General features: G+C 65.0%; 21 protein-coding genes. 9 read left to right on the top strand and 12 right to left on the bottom strand.

The genetic code is table 11. The annotated features are described in order from the left end of the window. Positions 1 to 12: 12 nt before the first annotated feature. Complete coding sequence (locus OSH12_RS06670; protein ID WP_266342744.1) at positions 13 to 417, bottom strand: hypothetical protein; 405 nt, start codon at positions 415 to 417, stop codon at positions 13 to 15. Positions 418 to 431: 14 nt separating this feature from the next. Beyond that, positions 432 to 815 carry a YciI family protein gene (locus OSH12_RS06675; RefSeq protein ID WP_266342745.1) on the bottom strand — a complete coding sequence of 128 codons (384 nt, stop codon included), beginning with the start codon at positions 813 to 815 and terminating at the stop codon, positions 432 to 434. 217 nt (positions 816 to 1,032) lie between these two features. On the opposite strand from OSH12_RS06675, the gene OSH12_RS06680 reads away from it, so the two are divergent. Beyond that, positions 1,033 to 2,670, top strand: coding sequence for a Na+/H+ antiporter (locus OSH12_RS06680; protein ID WP_266342746.1), 1,638 nt, complete (start codon positions 1,033 to 1,035; stop codon positions 2,668 to 2,670). Positions 2,671 to 2,890: 220 nt separating this feature from the next. Here the strand turns inward: OSH12_RS06680 and OSH12_RS06685 are convergent, their stop codons facing one another. Continuing rightward, positions 2,891 to 3,658, bottom strand: coding sequence for a glucose 1-dehydrogenase (locus tag OSH12_RS06685; protein ID WP_266342747.1), 768 nt, complete (start codon positions 3,656 to 3,658; stop codon positions 2,891 to 2,893). A gap of 184 nt (positions 3,659 to 3,842) precedes the next feature. Between OSH12_RS06685 and mgrA the strand changes: the two genes are divergently transcribed. After that, positions 3,843 to 4,850 carry an L-glyceraldehyde 3-phosphate reductase gene (gene mgrA / locus OSH12_RS06690; RefSeq protein ID WP_266342748.1) on the top strand — a complete coding sequence of 336 codons (1,008 nt, stop codon included), beginning with the start codon at positions 3,843 to 3,845 and terminating at the stop codon, positions 4,848 to 4,850. A gap of 102 nt (positions 4,851 to 4,952) precedes the next feature. Here mgrA and OSH12_RS06695 read toward each other — a convergent pair whose 3' ends face one another. Then, complete coding sequence (locus tag OSH12_RS06695) at positions 4,953 to 5,669, bottom strand: FadR/GntR family transcriptional regulator (RefSeq protein WP_266342749.1); 717 nt, start codon at positions 5,667 to 5,669, stop codon at positions 4,953 to 4,955. Positions 5,670 to 5,838: 169 nt separating this feature from the next. Here OSH12_RS06695 and OSH12_RS06700 point away from each other — a divergent pair, with 169 nt between their 5' ends. The 5 genes from OSH12_RS06700 (at position 5,839) to OSH12_RS06720 (ending at position 10,973) form a co-directional block, all read left to right on the top strand. Beyond that, positions 5,839 to 6,405 carry a L,D-transpeptidase family protein gene (locus tag OSH12_RS06700; RefSeq protein ID WP_266342750.1) on the top strand — a complete coding sequence of 189 codons (567 nt, stop codon included), beginning with the start codon at positions 5,839 to 5,841 and terminating at the stop codon, positions 6,403 to 6,405. 323 nt (positions 6,406 to 6,728) lie between these two features. After that, positions 6,729 to 7,787: an ABC transporter substrate-binding protein gene (locus tag OSH12_RS06705; protein ID WP_266342751.1), complete on the top strand. Its 1,059-nt coding sequence runs from the start codon at positions 6,729 to 6,731 to the stop codon at positions 7,785 to 7,787. Further along, positions 7,787 to 8,866 (top strand): FecCD family ABC transporter permease, encoded by a 1,080-nt coding sequence (locus OSH12_RS06710; RefSeq protein WP_266342752.1) that lies wholly within the window; start codon positions 7,787 to 7,789, stop codon positions 8,864 to 8,866. The genes OSH12_RS06705 and OSH12_RS06710 overlap by 1 nt, the downstream gene beginning before the upstream one ends. Next, entirely contained in the window at positions 8,863 to 9,711 is an 849-nt protein-coding gene (locus OSH12_RS06715) for an ABC transporter ATP-binding protein (protein WP_266342753.1), read from the top strand. The genes OSH12_RS06710 and OSH12_RS06715 overlap by 4 nt, the downstream gene beginning before the upstream one ends. Then, on the top strand, positions 9,708 to 10,973 hold the full coding sequence (locus tag OSH12_RS06720; protein ID WP_266342754.1) for an NtaA/DmoA family FMN-dependent monooxygenase: 1,266 nt from the start codon (positions 9,708 to 9,710) through the stop codon (positions 10,971 to 10,973). Before OSH12_RS06715 ends, OSH12_RS06720 begins: the two co-directional genes overlap by 4 nt. 83 nt (positions 10,974 to 11,056) lie before the next feature. Here the strand turns inward: OSH12_RS06720 and OSH12_RS06725 are convergent, their stop codons facing one another. Together OSH12_RS06725 and OSH12_RS06730 are read right to left on the bottom strand one after the other, a co-directional pair. Further along, positions 11,057 to 11,608 (bottom strand): hypothetical protein, encoded by a 552-nt coding sequence (locus OSH12_RS06725; RefSeq protein WP_266342755.1) that lies wholly within the window; start codon positions 11,606 to 11,608, stop codon positions 11,057 to 11,059. A gap of 35 nt (positions 11,609 to 11,643) precedes the next feature. Then, the gene (locus tag OSH12_RS06730) at positions 11,644 to 12,282 is read right to left on the bottom strand and encodes a YjbE family putative metal transport protein (protein ID WP_380223221.1); all 639 of its coding nucleotides are present in this window, start codon (positions 12,280 to 12,282) and stop codon (positions 11,644 to 11,646) included. A 304-nt stretch (positions 12,283 to 12,586) separates the two neighbouring features. Between OSH12_RS06730 and OSH12_RS06735 the strand changes: the two genes are divergently transcribed. Next, positions 12,587 to 13,255, top strand: coding sequence for an RraA family protein (locus OSH12_RS06735; RefSeq protein WP_266342756.1), 669 nt, complete (start codon positions 12,587 to 12,589; stop codon positions 13,253 to 13,255). Between the two features lie 53 nt (positions 13,256 to 13,308). Here the strand turns inward: OSH12_RS06735 and OSH12_RS06740 are convergent, their stop codons facing one another. Then, positions 13,309 to 14,325, bottom strand: coding sequence for a LacI family DNA-binding transcriptional regulator (locus OSH12_RS06740; RefSeq protein ID WP_266342757.1), 1,017 nt, complete (start codon positions 14,323 to 14,325; stop codon positions 13,309 to 13,311). A gap of 263 nt (positions 14,326 to 14,588) precedes the next feature. Between OSH12_RS06740 and OSH12_RS06745 the strand changes: the two genes are divergently transcribed. Beyond that, a complete protein-coding gene (locus OSH12_RS06745) occupies positions 14,589 to 15,818 on the top strand; it encodes an SAM-dependent methyltransferase (RefSeq protein ID WP_266342758.1) in 1,230 nt (409 codons plus the stop codon). Positions 15,819 to 16,016: 198 nt separating this feature from the next. On the opposite strand, the gene OSH12_RS06750 is transcribed toward OSH12_RS06745, so the two are convergent. The 5 genes from OSH12_RS06750 to OSH12_RS06770 all read right to left on the bottom strand — a co-directional run bounded on the left by OSH12_RS06750 (position 16,017) and on the right by OSH12_RS06770 (position 22,238). Further along, complete coding sequence (locus OSH12_RS06750; protein ID WP_266342759.1) at positions 16,017 to 17,123, bottom strand: DUF1513 domain-containing protein; 1,107 nt, start codon at positions 17,121 to 17,123, stop codon at positions 16,017 to 16,019. Beyond that, positions 17,113 to 18,216, bottom strand: coding sequence for an imelysin family protein (locus OSH12_RS06755; protein WP_266342760.1), 1,104 nt, complete (start codon positions 18,214 to 18,216; stop codon positions 17,113 to 17,115). The genes OSH12_RS06750 and OSH12_RS06755 overlap by 11 nt, the downstream gene beginning before the upstream one ends. Then, entirely contained in the window at positions 18,213 to 19,427 is a 1,215-nt protein-coding gene (locus tag OSH12_RS06760; RefSeq protein ID WP_266342761.1) for a di-heme oxidoredictase family protein, read from the bottom strand. Before OSH12_RS06760 ends, OSH12_RS06755 begins: the two co-directional genes overlap by 4 nt. An 11-nt stretch (positions 19,428 to 19,438) precedes the next feature. Further along, positions 19,439 to 20,890: a multicopper oxidase family protein gene (locus OSH12_RS06765; protein ID WP_266342762.1), complete on the bottom strand. Its 1,452-nt coding sequence runs from the start codon at positions 20,888 to 20,890 to the stop codon at positions 19,439 to 19,441. An 82-nt stretch (positions 20,891 to 20,972) separates the two neighbouring features. Then, positions 20,973 to 22,238 carry an imelysin family protein gene (locus tag OSH12_RS06770; RefSeq protein ID WP_380223543.1) on the bottom strand — a complete coding sequence of 422 codons (1,266 nt, stop codon included), beginning with the start codon at positions 22,236 to 22,238 and terminating at the stop codon, positions 20,973 to 20,975. Positions 22,239 to 22,254 lie beyond the last annotated feature (16 nt).

The raw sequence follows: 22,254 nt of genomic DNA on the forward strand, positions 1-22,254 counted from the left end.
AGCGTATACGCTCTAGAGCTCCGCTTTGCGGCTTCCGGCAATCGCCGCTTCGATGCCGGGCGTGGCGTGATCGCGGTACCAGTCGATCATCTGGCGAATGCCGGCGTCCGCCGGCTTCGCTTCGGCGCCGCCGATCAGTTCGGCGGCCGCCTCGGCCATGGCGGTGAGGATGCGCGCGGTCTCTGGCACATAGGGCCGGTCGACCTGCGCGTCGTGCCGGTCGCGGATGATCTGAAGGCGGATGTTCTCCGGCAGGGTCCAGGCGCTGGCGAGAAAGTCGTGCACGCTGACCGGCTGGCCATGCACATCGAGCGTCGTGGCGCGGTCGGCGGGTGTGAAGCCGGTCGCCTCGATCCGCTCGCAGGCATCGACAGCCGCGTTCAGCATGTCGCGGATGAGGTTCCAGTCGGTGCTCATGACGATGTCTCGGCTCAGGCTGTTTCGGCCGTCTGGGTCAGTCCATCACCGGGCATGAACAGCGAGATCGGGCGGAGTTCGTAGGCACCGCCGGGATTGGCTTTGGTCAGGTCGCGCGCGATTGCGACAGCCGCATCGCGGTCGGCGACGTCGACGACATAGAAGCCCAGCAACTGCTCCTTGGTCTCGGCATAGGGCCCGTCGATCACCCGGTCCTGGCTCTTGAGCAGCGTCGTCGCGGATCGGGTCGGATGCAGGCGCGCCGTGGGGCCGAGCTGGCCGTTGCGCGCCAGCTTTTCATGGACGCCGTGCAGGCGAGCCATGACCGCGTCGTCCTCTTCCTGGGTCCAGCCTGTGACGACTTCTTCGGAATGGTAGCAAAGGATGGCGTAGAGCATCGGCTTTGGTCCTTCTTCTTCCGCAGGGGCCGAATATGCCCGAACTGGCCGCCTGAAGCGCGCGGAAATTTCGGATCACGCAAACGGATCTTTATCCACCGGCTTTATAATTCGGCATTTCCGGCCGCGAAAAAGTCGAACTGCGGCTATCCTTTGGCGATGGGCCGAGCGTCGCGCCGCTGCCTCCGATCACCAAAAATCCAGGACCCGTGGTCCCTTGCAAACCATATCGATCGTTCTCATCCTCCTCCTTGCCGTGGTGGTGAGCGAGTTTCTGTCCCGCATGCTGCGGCTGCCGATCCCGCGTCCCTTGCTGCAGATCGCGCTGGGCGGCGCCATCGGTTTGATCGCCGACTTTCGCGTCACGCTCAATCCCGAGATCTTCTTCCTGCTGTTCCTGCCGCCGCTGCTGTTTCTCGATGGCTGGCGCATCCCGAAAGAGGAACTGGTCCGCGACCGCAAGACGATCCTCGCGCTGGCGCTCGGCCTCGTCGTCCTGACGGTGCTCGGCGTCGGGTTGTTCATCCATTTCATGATCCCGGCCATGCCGTTGGCCGTCGCCTTCGCGCTGGCCGCCGTGATCTCGCCGACCGATCCGATCGCCGTATCCGCCATCGCGTCGCGCGTGCCGATCCCGAAGCGGATGATGCACATCCTCGAGGGAGAATCGCTGCTCAACGACGCATCGGGCCTCGTCTGTCTGCGTTTCGCCATCGCCGCCGCCTTGACCGGCACCTTCTCGCTCTATGAAGCGACGCTGAACTTCATCTGGGTCGCGGTCGGCGGCATCGCCGTCGGCTTCGCGGTCACCTGGATCATCAACGCCGCCAAGAACTGGATCGCCCGCCATTATGGCGAGGATACCGGCTCGCAAATCCTGATCAGCGTGCTGATCCCGTTCGCCGCCTATCTTCTGGCCGAGCATCTTGAGTGCTCCGGCATCCTTGCCGCGGTTGCCGCCGGCCTGACGATGAGTTTCAGCGAAGCCTCGGGCCAGGCGCTGGCGACAACGCGCGTTCGTCGCAATACGGTCTGGGACGTGATCCAGTTCGCGGCGAACGGCATCATCTTCGTGCTGCTCGGCGAGCAGCTGCCGGCGATCCTGCGCAGCGCGGCCGAGACCGTCCGGTTGACCGGTCATCACGACCCCGGCTGGTTGCTGATCTACGTTCTGGCCATCAACCTGGCGCTGGCGGTTCTTCGTTTTGCCTGGGCCTGGGTTTCGCTCAGCTTCAGCCTGTTCCGGGCGCGGCGGCGCGGCGTCGTCGTGGAGCGGCCGAGTTGGCGCTTCGTGGTGGCGATGTCGCTTGCCGGCGTGCGCGGGGCGATCACCCTGGCGGGCGTGCTGACCCTGCCGCTGGTGCTGAGCGACGGCTCGCCTTTTCCCGCGCGGGATCTCGCCATCTTCCTGGCGATGGGCGTGATCATCCTGTCGCTGATCGCTGCCAGCATCGGGCTACCGCTGCTGCTGCACGGCTTGCAGCTGGAAACCGACATGGCGCACTTGATCGAGGAAGAGCAGGCGCGCGCCGCTGCTGCCGAAGCCGCGATTGCTGAAATCGAGCGCGTCCAGCATGAACTCGCGGAGGGCAAGCCAGACGCTGACATCTACGTCGCCGCGGCGGCGGGAATCATGGATCGATACCGGGCCCGCATCGAGGCGCAATCGCGCGCCGGCGAGGACGCAGCGCTGGCGCGCAAGGTCGACGCGATCGAGGCGCGGCTGCGCGTTGCCGGGCTCAAGGCCGAGCGCAAGACGATCTTCCGCCTGCTGCGCGCCCGCAAGATCGGCAGCGAGACGGCGCGCAAGCTGGTCCGCGAACTGGATCTGATGGAAGCCCGATACGAGGGGTGAGGGCGCCTTGGGTTGTTGCGAGCCCCTTCGTCCGTCTTCCGCGATTGGCTCGGCCTTGCAACCTCACCAGCGTCATCCCGGACCTGATCCGGGATCCCTTCAGCCGCGCCGCCGGGAGTTTCTCTCGGCGGCGCCTTGGCTGAACGGATCTTCGCCTTCGCGAAGATGACGGAGAGGGTGGGGATGCGTCGTGCCAAACCGGAGCGAGTTGACCCTTTGCCTAGACGACCGCTGTCACGCCGCCATCGACGTAGAGGATGTGCCCGTTGACGTAGCTCGACGCGTCGGAGGCGAGGAAGATCGCGGCTCCGGCCAGTTCCGGCGTATCGCCCCAGCGGCCCATCGGCGCGCGCTGCGCCAGCCAGGCGTGAAAGCTCTCGCTTTCAACCAGCGCCTTGTTCAGCTCTGTCTTGAACCAGCCCGGGCCGATGCCGTTGACGTTGATGCCGTGCTTTGCCCACTCGGCGCACATGCTCTTGGTCATCATCTTGATCGCGCCCTTCGAGGTCGAATAGGGCGTGATCGTCGCGCGGCCGAGTTCGCTCGTCACCGAGCAGATGTTGATGATCTTGCCGCGCTTGCGCGGGATCATTTTTCGCGCAACGGCCTGGCCGACGATGAAGGCGGCGTCGACATTGGTCGTCAGCACTTCACGCCATTGTTCGAGCGTGAAGTCCTCCAGCGGCAGGCGCTTCTGCGTGCCGGCATTATTGACGACGATGTCGATCGGGCCGATGTCGTGTTCGATCGCGTCCACCGCCTTGGCGACAGCGTCGACATCGCAGACATCGAACACCGAAGCGCTGGCGTTCAGGCCGGCGGCGCGCAGTTCGGCCGCGGCCGGTTCCAGCGTCTTGGCATCGCGGCCGTTCAGCACGACGATGGCGCCGGCTTCGGCAAGTCCACGCGCGATGGCAAAGCCGATGCCGCGGCTGGATCCGGTGATGAGCGCGACGCGGCCCGTCAGGTCGAAGAGTTTGGTGGTCATGCAGTCCTCCCAGCCGGCGGTTCGATCCGCCGGGCGTTCATCGACGCGGCCGCATCTCCAGGGACGGGGCGACCTTGACGAAGATGGCGCATGCGCCCAGAATTGTCACTTCGCTTGACGATTTTTTGGTGCCTGGCTCGTGCCTTTCCGGCGCGCATCGCTTTGCACTCATCGAGGTTCCGCCATGGTCTATGAAGCTGCTGCCAATCGCTACGACGCGATGAAATACAACCGCGTCGGTCGCACCGGCCTGAAGCTGCCGGCGATCTCGCTCGGCCTCTGGCACAATTTCGGCTATGACGGCAAGGTCGAGACGATGCGCGCCATGTGCCATCGCGCCTTCGATCTCGGCATCACCCATTTCGATCTCGCCAACAATTATGGCCCGCCTCCCGGTGCTGCCGAAGAATTTTTCGGCACGATGACGACCGGTGATTTCAAGCCCTATCGCGACGAGATGATCATCTCGTCCAAGGCTGGCTACCTGATGTGGCCGGGCCCCTACGGCGAATGGGGCAGCCGCAAATATCTGTTCGCCAGCCTGGAGCAGAGCCTGAAGCGGATGAAGCTCGACTATGTCGATATCTTCTATTCGCACCGCTTCGATCCCGAGACGCCGCTGGAAGAAACGATTGGCGCGCTCGATTCGATCGTGCGCCAGGGCAAGGCGCTCTATGTCGGCATTTCCAGCTACTCCTCGGCCCAGACGGCCGAGGCAGCAGCGATTGCCCGGCGCCTCGGCACGCCGATCATCATCCATCAGCCGCGCTATTCCATGCTCGATCGCTGGACCGAAAAGGACAAGCTGCTCGACACGCTGGAAACCGAGGGCATGGGCTGCATCATGTTCTCGCCGCTCGAACAGGGCGTGCTGTCGGACCGCTATTTGAACGGCATCCCGGCTGACAGCCGCGTCCGTCATTCGCAGGCGCTGCGCGAGAGCGCGCTTTCGGCGCAGAACCTGGAGCGCGTGAAGGGGCTGAACGAGATCGCCAAGAAGCGCGGCCAGACATTGGCGCAGATGGCGCTTTCCTGGGTGATGCGCGACGGCCGCATGACCTCGGCGCTGATCGGCGCCAGCAAGGTTTCTCAAATCGAGGACGCGGTGGCGAGCCTCGCCAAGCCGACCTTCACCGCCGATGAACTGGCGGCGATCGACACGCTCGCCATCGATGGCATGCTGAAGGGCTGATCAATCCCTTGAACGTAGCCCCCGCCGGATCTTTTGCGTGGCGGCGAGGGCGCGCGCATTCGAGGGTTGCTGAACGTCTTGTATAAATAAATTACAAGTCGATCAGCGATCCCGACGAGCGTCGGTCAACCTGCGGCGAGCTTCGACCAGGTGGAACTTCGTATAGAGCGCGGCCTGGTCGGCCTGCTGGCGGGCGATCGCATCGAAGATGTTGCGGTGTTCCTGGACGATGGTGCGCCGTCGCTCTTCCGAACCGAGCCGGGTCATGTTGAGCGCGCTGCGCATCCAGTCCTCGATCCGGCCCTTCAGGCTTTCGAGCACGGCCGGAAAGACCTCGTTGCCGGTCGCGTTGGCGATGGCGAGGTGGAAGGCGAAATCCTCTTCCAGCCCGGCTTCGCCGGCGAGAAGCGCCTGCTCGAAGGCCGTGAGCCGGGCCTCGATCTCGGCCAGTTCGACGATCGACCGGCGCTCGGCTGCGAGCCGGGCGCATTCCGTCTCGATGGCGATCCGCACCTCGGTGACGCGCAGCACGCTGGCGACCTGCTCCGGCGGCGTCGATGCCAGCAGCCCGCCGGGCGGCTTGTGGGAGACGAAGGTGCCGGCGCCCTGGCGGGCGATGACCAGCCCATCGGCCTGCAGGCGCTGCAGCGCCTCGCGCACCACCGGCCTCGACACCTCGAAGGCCTTGCAGATATCGTTTTCCGACGGTAGCCGGTCGCCGGCGGCGAAGGTGCCGGAGACGATCTGTTCCAGGATCTGGCCGTAGAGAATATCGGCGAGCTTTTCGCGTCTCGCCGGCTTCAGTTGCAGATCGACCATCCGCCTCTCGCTTTCCTGTCGCGCCGACTCATGTCGCCGAGGGTAAACCCGGCGCGACATTTTTCCGAATAGCCCGATATTCCGTTCGGGGATCGCTCGCATCCATGCCTATGCGGATAAACCCGCTAGCCTTTCCATGTGGTTATCGGGTTTGATGGCGATGGGTTTGATGGGTGTTGAGGTTCGTGTGCGCGTCTGGGTTCGGTTTGTTGTCGTCGTGGCCGTTCTTGGGGCGAGCCTGTTTGGCTATCACAAGGTCATGGCGCGCATCGGCTCCGGTACGCCGCCTGAAATGGCCGCGCCGGAACAGCAGGCCGACCGGATCTTCGTCGACAAATCGGATCGGCGGCTTGAATTGCGCAAGGGCGACGCCGTGATCGCTTCCTACCGGATCTCGCTTGGCGGAGCGGGCGACGCCGGCCACAAGCAGCGCGAGGGCGACCAGAAGACGCCGGAAGGCATCTATTCAATCGACTGGCGCAATCCGAAGTCGATGGCGCATATCAGCCTGCACATCTCCTATCCCAATGCCGCGGACGCAGCATCGGCCAGTGCCGAGGGGCAGGCTCCCGGCGGCAACATCATGATCCATGGCCTGCCGAACGGCTGGGGCTGGCTTGGCCCGCTGCATCATCTCCGGGATTGGACGGATGGCTGCATCGCGGTGACCAATGATGAGATGCGCGAGATCTGGTCGAAGGTCCCGAACGGCACGCCGATCGAAATCCGGAGCTGATCGTCTAGCTCGCCCGGATCCCCGCACCGTCGAGCGTCAGCCGGTGCACGGCATTCGGATTTTCTCCGCGACGGCGCGTCAGCGAGCGGATCCTTCCGCATTGGCGGCCGAAATCGGCATGCCGTGCTTTTACCCGACAAGTTTGGTCGTGTTTCAATATCACCATCGATCGTAGCCATGCTGGACCTGGATGTCCGGATGAGCTGATCCGGTCTCCGTCTGATTGTCCAAAAATCAGTTGAATTACCGTCAGTTCAAAGAACGTCCAAGTGAAACTAGCAGACCTGCGTGAGCGATCTTCCTGAAGAAGCGGTGATAGTCTCATGTCTGTTCGTTCTCGCCTTCGCCTTGTCGTCGCGGTTACGGCGATGCTCTCCGCGCTGCCTGCCTATTCATTGACGCTGACCGACGAGGTCGGCCGAACCATCGAACTCGACAAGCCGATCGAGCGCGCGGTGGTGATCGGCTCCTACGATCTCGACATCATCGCAGCTATTGGCGGCGGCGACCGGATTGTCGGCGTTGCAGGCCATGATTTCGAACAGTATCGCAAGGCCGGAGCCAAATGGGTTCCCGAGCAGACCGTCGGCGAGATGGGCCAGATCAACTATGAAGCGGTCATCGCCGCCGATCCCGACGCCCTGATCCTCTATGCCAATGGCGGCTGGGAAGAGGCGGCCAAGCAGCTTGCGCCATTCGACATCCCCGTCATCGTGGCGAGCGGCTGGAAGAACGACCGTTTCGACGAGAACGTGACGCTGCTCGGCGAAGCCTTCGGACTGCAGGACGGCGCGAAGCGCGTTCATGATTTCCGCCAGCGCATCTATGCCGAGATCGACAAGCGCATTGCCGGCAAGGCGCCCCGCACCGTCTATTATGAAAACGAGATCGCCTATCAGACGCCGACCAAGGGTTCGGGCTTCTACGAAGCGATCGTACGGGGCGGCGGCAAGTCGATCTTCGAGGATGTCGTGTTCGGCAAGGATGGCCGCACCCAGGGTACGGTCTGGAAGACCCCGATCGACGCCGGCGAAGTGCTGACGCGCGATCCCGACGTGATCATCCGCGAATTCGGCAATAGCTACAACGGCTCGACGGCCGAGGTCTTCGCGGCCGAGAAAGCGGAGCTGCTGGCGCGGCCCGGCTGGTCCGATCTGAAGGCGGCGCAGGACAACAACATCTATATCGTCAACGCCTACCAGCTCGGCCAGCAGGCCAAGACGCTGACCTCGCTCTATGTCGCGTCCTGGCTCTACCCGGAAGCGTTCGCCGATCTCAATCCCGATGATCTCACCCGCGAATGGGTGGAGAAGTATCTCGGCCTCAAGCATCTTGGCGGCGACGGCGTCTACTTCACCCGGGTCGGCAAAGGCCAGAGCTAGTGGCCCTGGCTGAACTGACGGCGGCTGATCTGGCGGTGGCGCGCAATGCGCGCCGCCAGCAATGGACGACCGTGCTGATCGCCCTATCGGTGGCAGCCCTGGCGCTGCTGACGGTCTATTCCACACTGAAGGGAACAACCAGCTACAGCCTCGCCGATCTGGGGACGGCGCTGCACCAGGCGGCGTTTGGTGGCGAGTTGGCCAGAGATGACCAGCGCGTCGCCAATGTGCTGTTGCATCTGCGTTTGCCGCGCGTCCTGCTCGCCATTTTCTCCGGCGCGTTGCTGTCGCTGGCGGGCGCCGCGATGCAGGGCCTGCTGCGCAATCCACTCGTCAGTCCCTATACGCTCGGCCTGTCGCCCGCGGCGGGGTTTGGCGCGGCGCTGGCGATCCTGCTGTCACAGAGCGCCGGCACGGCGGCCGGCCCCTATATTTCGCTCTCCGCCATCTTCTTCTCGCTGCTCTGCTCGCTGGTCGTGCTGGGGCTTGCCTCGACCAAGTCGATGAACATCACGGTGCTGATCCTGCTCGGCACGGCGTTGACGTCGATCTTCACCGCGCTGACGGCGGGCCTGCAATACATCGCCAATGACGAGGCAATCGCCGCGATTGCGCGCTGGACCTTCGGCTCCGTCAACGAGGCGCGCTGGTCGCATGTCGTCGTCCTGCTGGTGACGCTGGTGGTGATCGCGCCGTATTTCATGCTGCGAGCGGGGGCGGTCAACAGCCTCGCCTTTGCCGGCGACGACACCGCCAAGAGCCTCGGCGTCAATGTCGGCGTGCTGCGCGTTTCGCTCATCTTCCTGGCCGTCACCGGATCCAGTCTGGTCGTCAGCTTCATCGGCGTGGTCGGGTTCGTCGGCCTTGTCGGGCCGCATATTGCGCGGCTGATCGTCGGCTCCGACCACCGCTACCTGTTTCCCTTTTCCATGGTGACCGGCGGCTTCCTGCTGCTGCTCGCCGATACGCTGGGCCGGCTCGTCTTGCCGCCGCGCGTCATTCCGGTCGGCATCGTCGTCGCCTTGGTCGGCGCGCCGCTGTTCATTTACCTGATCTTGCGAAAGAGGAATGCGCTGTGAGCCTGGAAATCCGGAACATCGACCTTCACTATCGCAAGCGACAGGTTCTGCATCAGATCTCGTTCCATCTCGAACCCGGTGAGTTCTGCGCGCTGCTCGGGCCGAACGGATCCGGCAAGTCGACCCTGACCAAGGCCCTGCTTGGGCTGGCGCCGGTCTCCGGCGGCTCGGTGCTGTTCGAAGGCGTCGATCTGCTGTCCCTGTCGCGGGTGGAGCGGGCCAAGCGCATCGCCTATGTGCCGCAATCCTCGCCCGTGCCGTTCGACCTGCGCGTCTACGACGCCGTCCTGCTTGGCCGCAGCCCCTATGCCGGCGTGCGCTATGCACCTGCCGATCATCAGGCGACGCTGCGCAGCCTCGAAAAGCTCGGATTGCTCGAACTCTCCGACCGCTATGTGAACGAACTATCAGGTGGCCAGCTGCAGCGCGTGCAGATCGCGCGCGCCTTCGCCCAGGGGACGCGCATCCTGCTGCTCGACGAGCCGACCAGCGCGCTGGATCTGCGCTATCAGGTCGAGACCATGCGGCTGGTGCGCGAGTTTACCCGCGAAGGCGGTATCGCGCTGATGGCGGTGCACGATCTCAACCATGCGGCGCGCTACTGCAACCGAAGCGTCATGATCTCGGACGGCCATCTCGTCGCCGATGGCGCGCCGGGGGAAGTCTTCACCAGCCAGACGCTCAGCCGCGTGTTCGATTTCCCGATCGATGTCAGTCATGGCGATGGCCTGGTCACCGTACGCCCGGCGGAGTCCGACCACGAAATCCACGTTCCTTCCGAATGGCCCGCCCATCGCGCCGCACCGCGGGGGCAGCCCAATCGCTTTGTCGAGGCGCGCGCATGACCCGGCCCGCCAACCCGCTCGAATTCAACGCCTGGATCAACTCGTCCGGCTCGGCTGATGACAGCTGGCCGCGTCCGAGCAAGCCGCTCGCCCGCATTTTCGAGCTCGATTCCTATCTGCATGTGGCGCGTGTCGCCCATCGCGGCGTCTTCAGCAACATCTTCCTCTCTGACCGCCCGCAGTTGGTCATCGATGAAAACACCCGGCCCGAGCAGACGTTCGATCCCTATGTCCTGCTCGCCGCTGTCCTCGGCCAGATTCCCGATATTGGCGGCATCGTCACCGCCAGCACGACCTACAGCGACCCCTATACGCTGGCGCGCCAGATGCAGAGCCTCAACCTTCTGACCAAGGGCCGTATCGGCTGGAACATCGTCACCAGCTGGCATCCAGCCATCGCGGGAAATTTCAGCGACGCCGGCCTGCCGGATCGCAAGGCGCGCTATGAGCGGGCGGAAGAGTTCGTCGATGTTGTGCTGAAGCTCTGGGAAAGCTGGCAGTTCCCCTGGGGGCAGGAGAATGGCGGCTATGGTTCCGTCGCGCCGATCCATCACAAGGGCAAGCATTTCAGCGTCACCGGGCCGCTGAACCTTCCGGCGGCGCCCTGGGGGCGGCCGGTTCTGGTGCAGGCGGGCGGCTCCGCCAGCGGCATGGACCTGGCCGCGCGCCACGCGGATTACATCTATGCGCCGCTCGGATCGCTCGAAGGCAGCATCCGGTTTCGCGACGAGTTGCGGCGTGCCGCCGAGGCGAAGGGTCGGCCCTCGACCTCGCTGCCAAAAGTCCTGCCGGCGATCTCGCCGGTGATCCTGTCGAGCGAAGCGGAAGTCGCAGCCTATCTGCGCGATCTGCGGGAGCGCGACCCGGTCACGGAGGCGGATCTTGCCGGGGCCGCCTCGCTGCTCGGCGCGAAGGCAGGCATCGACCCGGACAGGCGGCTTGTCGCCGAGGATTTCTTGGCTTCACCCAACAGCGTCATCCCGCTTGGTGTCATCCGTTCCAAGCGCAGCAAGGCGCTGGATGGCGGTCATTCGCTGCGCCAGTACGCGGCGGCGGAGAAGGAGCCCGAGGTGATCGGCACGCCACGCCAGATCGCCGATTTCATCGTCGATTGGTGGCAGCGTGGCGCCGTCGACGGCTTCACGATCTCCGGCAGCTATCTGCCGGACGACCTCGAACTTTTCGTCGATACGGTGGTTCCGGTTCTGCAGGCGCGCGGTGTCTATCCGCGATCCTATTCGGAAAAGGCGCTGGCGGCGTAGCGCCAGTTCCGTGCCGGTGGTCTTCACCTCTCCCTCAGGGAGATGTGCAGGACGTGAGGCGCGTGTATCTGGCTCCAGAGCCGTCAGGCCGACCAGCGCAGCCAGAACTCGCCGTAGAACACCAGCCAGAACGTTGCCAGCAACATCAGCCGGTGCAGGCGAGACAAGCGCCGGCCGAGCAAGGTGCTGACGGCGGCGACTACGCTGGTGGCGATGGCGAACCGGGCGAGACGGACGGGGATGGTGACACCAAAGAAGAGGAGGGCGGTCAGGCCCTCCTTGCCGGCGGCCACGGCGTAGATCTTGTAGGGAATGCCGGTGACCGAGCCGCGCAGCATGGCGAGCGGCCAGTTGGCCTCAGTCATTCCGGCCATGCCCCCGGCGATCATCGCATTCGAGACGAACGGTACGCTGGACAGAAGCCGGATGCCGGCTTCCGGATCGGACTGGCCGAGCCGCCACATCCAGATCCCGCCGCAGGCAGCCCCGACGGCTGCCGCCAGCGACGCGAGCAGCGCTGCGCGCAGGCCCAGCGCCACGGCGATGAAGGTGAGCAGCACATCGACGACGATGAAGAAGATCGTCGCTTCGGCAAAGCTCCAGATGAAGGCCGCCGCGATGGCGGCTAGCAGCATCCCGGCGCCGGGCAAAGCAGGCGCCGGAGCCGTGATCACATCAGGCCCGCCGCGTGGGCGAACTCGGCCACTTCCTGTCCGCCATCCCAGATCATCTTGAATGCGACCCACGCAATGACGGCGAGGCCGACATAGGCGATCCAGGGCCAGCGCTTCAAAAGCCTGGCGACGAAATTGGCGGCAACGCCCATCAGCGCGACCGAAAGCACGAGACCGACGACAAGCACCCAGGTGTGGTCGCGGGCCGTGCCTGCGACGGCCAGCACGTTGTCGAGCGACATCGAGACATCGGCGATGATGATCTGGATGATGGCCTGCTTGAAGGTCTTGCCGCCGGCCGTTCCTTCCGCGTTGGCCATCTCGGCTTCGCGTTCCGCGGCTTCAGCCTCATGGTCGGTGCGGATCTCGCGCCAGAGTTTCCAGCATACCCAAAGCAGCAGAATTCCGCCGGCCAGCATCAGGCCGATGATGCCGAGCAGCTTGGTCGCGAACAGGGCGAAGATGATGCGCAGTATCGCGGCGGCGGCGATGCCGACAATGATCGCCTTGTTGCGAACGTCCTTGGGAAGGCCGGCGGCGGCCATTCCGACGACGATTGCGTTATCACCCGCCAGCACCAGATCGATAAGCACGACGGTGGCAAGCGCGACAAGCTCGGCAGCAACAAAATCCATCAGGGATGAAGCCTCAAGCGGGGCATGGGGAGTTTCTGCACATCTGGGGCACGGCGGTTGGAATGTCCAGCAAAAGCCGGGAAGCCGGCTCGCATAGTTACCACTCCAATGCGGTTGCGCCCGTCGGGTTGCCGATATTTTGTTCCGCAACGGGAGTGGGAACAGGGTTGTTCGCACCGACCGCGCGACGGCTTGGGAAAGTCGATGGGGTCAACCGAGAAAGTCGCGACATTCCCATTGACGCCTCCGCGAAACGAACCTAGCGTTTTGTTAAACGTTTAATACTCTAGCCTGGAGAGACCCATTGTCCGCTGCGCAGTTTGATTTGGAAGCCCTGAAGGCCGTCCTGTATTCCGCCGTCCTCTCCGATGTCCTGGATGATTTCGGCTATACGCGGCAGGCGCTGCCTCCCTATGTCCGGCCGCTCGACGACAGCCTCAAGCTGATGGGTTATGCCCGTACCGGGCTGTTCGCCAACACCTATGCGGTGCGCGAGGGTGAGAACCCGTATGAGATCGAGATCGCGCTGATCGACGATCTGAAGCCGAATGATGTCGCCGTGCTCGGCTGCGACGGCCCGACGACACGGATCGCACCGTGGGGCGAATTGCTGACCACCGCCTCGGGCAAACGCGGCGCGGTTGGCTGCGTCACCGACGGCCTCGTCCGCGACGTCCGCCACATCCGCAATCTCGGTTTCCCGGTCTTTCATGGCGGCATCGGCCCGCTCGACACGCGTGGTCGCGGCAAGATGATTGCCCGCGATATCGCGATTGAATGCGGTGGCGTGGCTGTGACCTCTGGCGATCTCGTCTTCGGCGATGTCGACGGCGTGGTGATCATCCCGCAGGCGATCGCGGCCAAGGTGATCGAGGCGGCGCTGAAGAAGGTCACCAGCGAGAACAAGACGCGCGAAGAACTCGAGAACGGCCTGCTGCTGGGCGAAGTCTACGCCAAATACGGCGTTCTTTGAGACGCGGCTCACGGTGCCAAGAATAGCTTGGGCTATCGTCGCGAGGCGCTGGCCTAGGCCGTGGCACCGGGAATGAGTTGAACCGGGAGTGTACGCTCCCGGCTTTCAAAGGCGCCGCTTTCCAGTCGCTCCAGCAGGAGCTTGCCGCCGAGTTCGCCCATCTCATAGGCCGGCGAGCGCGCCGTCGTGAGGTCGAGTCCGGCATAGGCGTTCGAGGCGAAGGCGTTGAAGCCGGTCACGGCGACCTCTTCGGGCACCTGGACGCCGCGCTCCTTCAGGAGATGCAGGGCGACAATCGCGATCTTGTCGTTGGCGCCGAGGATGACGTCCGGCATGCCGGAGCGCTCGATCGAGTCGCCGATCGCCCGGGCGATCGCCACAGGATCGCTCTCGTCGCAGCGAACGATCTTCGTCGCCACGCCCGCCGCTTTCAGCGTCTGCCAGAATGCCTCCAGCCGAAGCTCGATGGCAGGCCAGAAGATGTCTGGAATGACGATCAGGGCCGTCCTGGGCTTGCGGGTCAAAGCCCGTTCAGCCAGTTCCCGCGCGCCGCCTGTATCGTCCTGGTTGACGAAGCAGGTGTCGGGGATGCCATCCGCCGCACGGTCCTGAAACACCACCATCGGGTGGCTCAGCGCGCTGAACAGTCTTGTATTCTGCAACCGGAACTGAGCCGAGCCGGACAGGAGCAGGCAGAGTCCATCGACGACACTCTCCCGCACCAGGAACGACGCCTCGACCTGTCTTGGCTTGATCCCATGCAGCAGCAGGCCGAAACCCTGCTCGCTCAGATAGTTGGATAGCCCAGCCACCAGATTGGTGGTGAAGGGGTCGGCCAGGAAGGTCGGCGAGGGATCGACGATGGCCATGCCGATGATCGAGCGGCGCAGCGTCCGCAGGCCGCGCCCGGAGCGGTTCGGCCGATAGCCCAACTCGCGGACGGAGGCCAGCACCTTCTCCAGCGTCGCTTCCGAGATGCCGTAGCGAACGCCGTTCACGACCTTCGACACAGTTGCAATCGATACGCCGGCATGCGCGGCGACAGTATGCAGGTTGGGCTTGGCCATCATGTCACTCTTCGGCAGGCTCCAGCCGCCGCATAGGGCCGGACGCCCCCTTCTAGAGCAGGGGAGCGGTCCCTTAAACGTTTAATCCCACGCCGTCGAACGAAGACCGCTTTTGCCGCGCGCCGCAGGGTTGGCGAGGACGGTGCGAGCCTTCCATCGCGGAGCCAGGCTTCCGTTGGGCAATATCGTCGCCGCGGGAGTGCCTTTCTGGTTGCACGAAGCGGATCCAGCAGCTTTGATCGCATCAGTCGGACGGGGGAATGTGCATGCGCCTCTTATCTCATCTGCTGAAGCGGTTCGTACGAAACGGCCGCCTCACCGTGCTCGATCACGAGGGCAAGCGACACGTCTTCGGATCCGGCGAAAACGGGCCGGAGGTCACGATCCGCTTCGCCGACAAGAAGGTCGAGCGCGAGATCTTCCTCAATCCGGAACTGAAGACCGCCGAAGCCTATATGGACGGGCGGATGACGGTGGAAAACGGCGGCACGGCGTTCGACCTGCTGTCGCTGTTCTCGGTCAATCGCAGCGGCCTCGCGGCGCATCCGATCCAGAAGGGCTTGCGCCGGGTCTGGCGGACGCTGCGCCGCAGCCAGCAGCGCAACACGATCCCGCTCGCGGCCGAGAACATCAAGCATCACTACGATATCCCGCCGAAGTTCTACCGACTCTGGCTGGACGACACGATGACCTATTCTTGCGCCTATTATTCGGCGCCGGATGTCGGGCTGCATCAGGCGCAGATCGACAAGCTCCGCCATATCGCCGCCAAGCTGAAGCTCGAGCCGGGCATGCATATCGCCGAGATCGGCTCGGGCTGGGGCGCGCTCGCTACCTTCCTTGCGCGCAACTACGATGTCCGCGTCACCTCGGTTTCGCTGTCGCCGGAGCAGATCGCCGTGGCGCGAGCCCGCGCGATCGAGGAAGACGTCGCCGACAAGGTGAACTTCCTCGAGCAGGACTATCGCCACCTCGAGGGCAGCTATGACCGCGTCGTCTCGATCGCCATGATGGAGGCGATCGGCGTCTCGAATTTCGACAATTATTTCGAGACGATCCAACGCCTGACCAAGCCGGGCGGCTTCGCGCTGGTGCATTGCATCGGCCGGATGTCGCCACCCGGCACCACGGCGCCGTTCATCCGCAAGTACATCTTCCCGGGCGGCTATGTTCCGGCGCTATCGGAAGTGTTCGCCTCGCTGGAGCGGACCGGCACCTGGTGCGCCGACATGGAAAGCCTGCGCCTGCACTATTACTGGACCATCCGCGACTGGCGGCTTGCCTATGAGGCGAAGCGCGAGGAAGCCGTCGCCATGATGGGCGACCGCTTCTGCCGGATGTGGGATTTCTACCTTGCCTCGGTCGAACTGGGCTTCCTGCACGGCTCGAACTTCGTGTTCCAGCTGCTGCTGTCCAAGCAGCGCGAAGACGTTCCGGTGATCCGCGACTACATCGTCGACGAGGAGCGGCGGCTCGCCGCCGTGCATGCGGAGTAGGGGGGTGGTCGTCGTGGCTGGTCCGATCTTCACCTCTCCCTGAGGGAGAGGTCGGAGCGAAGCTCCGGGTGAGGGTTTAGGGAACCATCCGGACGGACCTGCCTGGAAGCGCGAGAAGCCGGAGAGGCCGTAAACCCTCACCCGCCGGCCTACGGCCGTCGACCTCTCCCTCAGGGAGAGGTGAAGGGATGGCGGCCGCTAGATCCGGCGCAAATGGTTGTCGAACTGGGCGTCGCGGCGCGCGACGGGCGTCAGCCTGCCGCCTTCCGCGCGCATGACGCGGCCATCGCCGGCGGTCGCCAAAAACGCTTCGCCCTCCGTCGCCGCGACGCCGCAGCCATCCGGCAGCGCCACGACATCCCGGAAATCGCCGCTGGTTGCGTCCCAGAAGAACACCTGGCCGCCGATCGGCGAGGAGGTGGCGATGGTCGAGCCGTCGCGGCTCGCGACCACCGAACCGATATAGTTTCGCGCCAGCGGCGCGACCTTGTCCGGAAACGCCATCAGCTGCGCCTTGCCGTCGCTGCCGATGCGGCCGACCAGCGGCGGGCGGGCGCCGCGCTCGCCTTCCCACTGGCAGCCGAACCAGACGGCGCCGGCGCCGTCGAAGGTCATGTGGCGCATCGACAGCCGGTTCAGGTCGGAGGAAAGCACCGTCTCGTCGAGCAGGTCGCCGGTGGCGCTGTCGATGCGGACGATCGAGGGGCGCATCTCGGCCAGGTTCAGCTTCTGCCGGCCATAGTCGGGATGGGTCTCGATGCCGCCATTGGCGATCACCAGCGTGCGGCCATCGCCGGCGAGCAGCATTTCATGCGCGTCAACGCCATGCGTCTCGAACTCGCCGATCCGCTCATAGCTCTCGCCGCTCGCATCATAGATGCCGACGACGCCGCGCGAGCGGTCGTCGCCAAAACGGTTTTCCGTCGCATAGAGCAGCCGGCCATCGGCGGAGAAGATGCCATGGCCGAAAAAGTGATGGCCCTCGGGCGGGGTGATTGTCGCCAGCGGCGTGCAGGATTCCGCGTCGACGATGACGGCGAAATAACCCGGCCGGCGGGCAAACACGGCGAGCCGCTTGCGGTCCGGGTCTATGGCTATGTCATGTGCGCGACCGGCAAGCTTCATGCGCCCGACCGCTGCGCCTCGCTCGTCGATGAGAAGCAGTTCGTGCTGGCGCGGGCCGACGCGGACCGAGGAGACAAAGACCTGACGCTCCGTCGCGCCGCCTTCCTCACGGGCGAAGGGCAGGATCGCACGTAGCGCGCGGCCCGCCAGTCCCCTTATGCCGGTCGTCTCAGTCGCCATCGAGCGCATTGAATCCCGGCGAGATCCCCGCCGCCTCTGCGAACCGGAAATTGAAGATATCTTCCAGCGTCTTCAGCACGTCGAAGGCGTGCTTGAGCTTGTCATAGGCGGCTGGATCGGCCAAAGCCTCGGCCCAGGGCTTGCCGACCGCGATCGAGGCGCGGAATTCGGTCATCGCCGCTTCGGTCGCGGCCAGCAGCGTCGCAGCGTCGGCCGGCGTCAGGCTGAATACGTCCGAGCGCTCGACAAGCAATTCGATCGCGTCCGCCGAGGCGTCGAGATAGACGAAGCTCTCGCCGGATTTGACGAAGGCGCCGCGTCCGGGCTTGGCCGTCTCGATCGATTTACCGAGCGCCGGCAGCAGGCGCTGGTCGCGCATCTGCTGCAGTCCGGTGACAACAGCCTTGAGGATCTCGACCAGCGGTTCGGTCGCGTCGCGATAGACGATGTTGGCGCCGCCAGGGCTCAGCATCAGGTCGCGCCAGCCGCCCGCCCGCGTCCATTCGGTCACGGCCTCGTTGGCGATGAGGTTGAGGTTTTCCGCGATGCGCAGCGCCAGCTGGCAGCGATAGGCTGATGTCTCGGCGTCGTCGGACGTTGCGAAGACGAGTCCCTCGAAGGCCGGCATGCCCTGAACGGCGGCGCTCTTCCTGGCGATGGCGCCGGGCTCCAGCAGCGCCGGATCCGGCTTGGCCAGGATCTGGCGCAGCTGGCGTGTGCCGGTGCCATGCGGATCGGGCAGGAAGGAGAAGCGCTCCAGCCGGGCCTTTTCGGCCATCGGCCCGAAGCGGAGGAAATCAACCCGCGCCCACGCCTGCAGCACGGCGGTGAAGGCAGCGCGAACCGCTTCGCTCGGCGCAGGCGTCGGGTTCTTGCAGCTCTCGCCCATCGCCGCGACCAGCTTTGCGGTCGCGTCGCGCAGGCCCTCATAGGAGGGGATGAAGTAATCGTCGATCGCCTTCTTCGCGACCTTGTCCAGCGCCTCCGTGCTCGGGCCGGGCTTGGTCGGCGCGTCACCGGATTGCGCGAAGGCGCGTCGCGCCGCGAGCAGCAGGGGCGACAGCAACAGCAGGCGTTTGGTGATCGCGATCATAGCGTTTCCAGATAGGCAACGAGCGCGGCCCTGTCGGCCGCCACAAGGGCTTCATAGCGTGTTTTCGCGACCGCGGCTTCGCCGCCATGCGCGCGGATCGCTTCATCGAGCGTGCCAGCCCGGCCGTCATGCAGGAAGCGGCGGTCGGGTGTGGTGCGGAAGGTCAGCGAGGTGAGCGGGGCGGTGCGCCATTCGGACGAGGCGACTCCCGGCTCGCCGACGCCGTCGTCCAGGCCGGGGCCCATGTCGTGCAGCAGCAAATCGCTGTAGATCGCGACCGTGCCGCCGCCCTTGGCAGGCAGGCTGGGCACATGGCAGGCCGCGCAGCCGGCCGAGGCGAACAGGGCAGCGCCGGGAGGCAGTGGGTCGGCCGGCTTCGGCGCGCCCAGGCTTTCCAGGTAGGCGTTGAGCAGCCGGATCATCTCGTTCGAGATCTCTTCATTGTCGAAGGTCGGGCTGCGGCCATCGGGAGCCGCGAGGCAATCCGGCTCCGCCTTGGTGCAATCGCCATGCGGATAGGGCGCCAGCGGGCTCGACATGCCGATATCAAGCATGAAGGCGTCGGATGTCATCTGGCTCAAGGTCGGGGCGGAGGCTTTCCAGCCATAGCGCCCGAGCTTCTTCTTGCCATCGACCTCAAGGAAATGCGGCCGGCCACCAATGCCATCGGGATGGGTCTTGTTGCGCTCGGCGAGCGCCAGCACGGCGGCTTCATCGACCTTTTCGATCAGGCCGATGCCGCGCAGCGACGGCGCCTGCCGCGGCCCAAGCCTCGTATCGGGCGCGAGGTCGCCGCGGCTCGGTGCGAAGATGACGGCAAGCGGGTGGCCGGTGATGTCCGGCAGTGCATAGGTGACCGTGCCTTCGCTGATCAGGCCGGAGACGGCGCGCGGCTGGATCTGGCGGCCATAGACCGGGTCGGTCACACCCTGCGCGTCGCCGAGCCGCGTCGCCAAGCCGCGCTGCGCCAGCGTGCCGTCCGGCTGAACGGTCAGCTTGGCCGAAAGCGCCTTGCCGGAATGGCAGCTGGCGCAGCTCTTTTCGTTGAAGAGCGGGCCGAGTCCATCATTGGCCAGCGTCGAGGACGGCGCCTGAACCCAGATCCGATCGAACAGCGCTTTTCCAATTGCCGCGTCCAGGCCATCGGCCAGGGCGATCGCTGGCAGCGCGGTGAACAGGGCAAGTGCGAGAAGGGCATGGCGCGGGCGCATCGGCGAAGTCCTCACGCCACCTCGTACCACGCCATCATACCCGTCTCCTGATGCTCGATGATATGGCAGTGGAGCATCCATTTGCCGGGATTGTCTGCGACGAAGGCGACTTCCATGCGCTCCTTCGGCAGCAGCAGCACCGTATCGGCATGATGGGGCGGCAGGTCGCGTCGGTTCGATTTCAGCACGGTGAACGAGTGGCCGTGGATATGGATCGGGTGCATATGCGGCGTGACGTTGCGCAGCTCGAAAATGTAGGTCTTGCCGAGTTCCAGCGTCGCCATCGGCGGCGGGATCTGGTGCATGTCGCTCGGCCAGGACGCCTTGTTGATCGCCCAGAGATTGCTTTCCGAGAGACAGAGCGGCCCGAGCGGCGCGCCATCGGCGACCAGATCCGCGACGGCCGCGCCGGTGGCGGTCGCGGAAAACGTGATCGGCATCCTGGTCGCGGCCGATAGATCGGGCGGCGCGATCCGCCCGGCGGCGAGCGGGGCCGGGTTGAACGGTCCTTGCCGCTTGGCCGGACCGCTTGCGACAAGGCGAGCCAGCGGCAACGGCTTTGCGGAAAAGTAGTCGACCAGCGTCGCGGTGCTGCCATCGGCCGGCGTGCGGACGATCAGGTCGACGCGCATGGCGGGGCCTATGCGCCAGGAGCGGAGCGGGAAGGGCGCGCAGGCGATGCCGTCGATCGCCACCACGGCGGCTTCCGCGCCCTCGACGCCGATTTCCGTTAGCCGGGTCGGGTCGACATTGACGACGCGCAGGCGCACATCGGCGGAGGCTGGCAGGTTGATGTCGGGCAGGATGGCGCCATTGACGCCGCGCACCGTGCCGAAGGTGCCGGCCTTGCCGGCGCCCTCATTGGTCAGGAAGGGCAGGAAGCCCGTACCGGCCTCGTCGATGCGCCAGTCTTTCAGCACCACCAGCTCGTCGGCATCATAGGGTTCGGGCGCGTCGCCCTCGACGATCAGGATGCCGATCAGGCCGCGGCCGAGCTGTTCGGCCGAGTTGCAATGGGTGTGGAAGAAGAAGGTGCCGGTATCGGGCGGCACGAAGGAATAGTCATAGCTTTCGCCCGGCTCGACGGGCGGCTGCACCAGATAGGGAACGCCATCCTGGTCGTTGGGCAGGCGGATGCCATGCCAGTGAATCGAGATGTGCTCGCCCGGCCGGGTCAGGCCGTTGACGAGATGGGTGTTCAGGCGCTGGCCGAGCTTTAGCCACACGACGGGCGGCTGCGCCTCGTCGGTAAACGTCCAGAGCGGCAGGTTCTTGCCGCCGAAGCAGGGCAGGGAGAGGCTTCGCTCCGCTGCCTTCAGGTCGAGCGTGACGACGCTCTCGACGCCGACAGGGGCGGCCGGCGGCAGCGGTCGGGTGAAAGCCGGAGCGCGGTCCGGGCGGCCAAACAGGGCAGCACCCGCAAAGGCGGCGGACCCGACGAGAACGGAACGGCGCGAGATCATGATGGAAGAAACTCTGATGACGCGGCCGCAAGAGGCGGCCGCGTCGATGCTATTTCGCCGAATCTAATGGCGAATTGCGACTTTACTCGGCGTTGACGGCCGAGGGGTTGTCGAGGCTGTCCGAACCTTCGACTTCGATCTTCAAGCCGAGCGCCGCGACGACGGCTTCGACAGCGCGGGTCTGGCCGACGAGACCGTCAATAGCCGCCTGGACGATGGCGTTGCCGGCTGCGTTGTCGGCGCCGATCATCTGGTCATAGGCCTCGCCCTTGTCGGACGTGTCCTTGAGAACCTGCATCTTGGCGGTCGTCACGGCCAGCGCATCGTCAACTCGCTTGGCGGCGTCGGCGTTCTTGGCGGCGGCGAAGTCGCGGATGCTCGGGCCCTCGACGACCGTGCCGTCGGTGCGGGTGTACTTGCCCTGCCAGGCGGCGACCATGCCGGCCTGGTCGTAGTAGTGGCTGTTGGCCGTGTTGTCGGAGAAGCAGTCATGCTCCTCTTCCGGATCGTGCAGGATCAGGCCGAGCTTCATGCGCTCGCCGGCCAGTTCGCCGTAGGAGAGCGAGCCGATGCCGGTCAGGATGGTGGCGAGACCACCCTCGTCACCCTTGGCGGCGAGCTGCTTCCGGGCTTCGCCCTCGGCCTTCCAGTTGGCGGCCATCTCTTCGAGATCGGCGACCAGCAGGTCGGTCGCTGCCTTCAGGAAGGCGACGCGGCGATCGCAATTGCCGTTGGTGCAATTCTTGGTGTCGAAATCCGTTGCCGGACGGTTGCCGGCGCCCGGGCCGGTGCCGTTCAGGTCCTGGCCCCAGAGCAGGAATTCGATCGCGTGATAGCCGGTGGCGACATTCGCCTCGACATCGCCGGCTTCCTGCAGCTTGTGCAGCAGCTCGGCGTTGATGACCGTCGCGTCGACCTTGTCCGGGCCGATCTGCAGCGTCTTGTTGGCGATGACGTTGGCGTTGTAGAGCGGGTTCGAATCCGAGCTGTCGCCATAGGACTTGGTGTCGACATAGTCGATCAGGCCCTCGTCGAGCGGCCAGGCGTTCACGCGGCCTTCCCAATCGTCGACGATGGCGTTGCCGAAGCGATAGACCTCGGTCTGCTGGTAGGAGGGGCGCGAAGCCTTCCAGGCGTCGCGGGCAGCGGCCAGCGTCTCATCGCTCGGATTGGCGATCAGCGCGTCGACGGCGACGTTCAGCGCCTTGGCAGCGGCGAGCGCGTCTTCGTACTTCGCCTGGGCGATGTCGCCATAGTTCTTCAGAACAGCGCTGGCAGCGGGAGCATCGGCTGCCATGGCGGGAACTGCGCCCGAAAGGGCCAGCACTGCCGTCGCGGCGAGGAGCATCTTCTTTATGTTCACA

This window comes from Kaistia terrae (assembly GCF_026344005.1).
Taxonomy (GTDB): Bacteria; Pseudomonadota; Alphaproteobacteria; order Rhizobiales; family Kaistiaceae; genus Kaistia; species Kaistia terrae.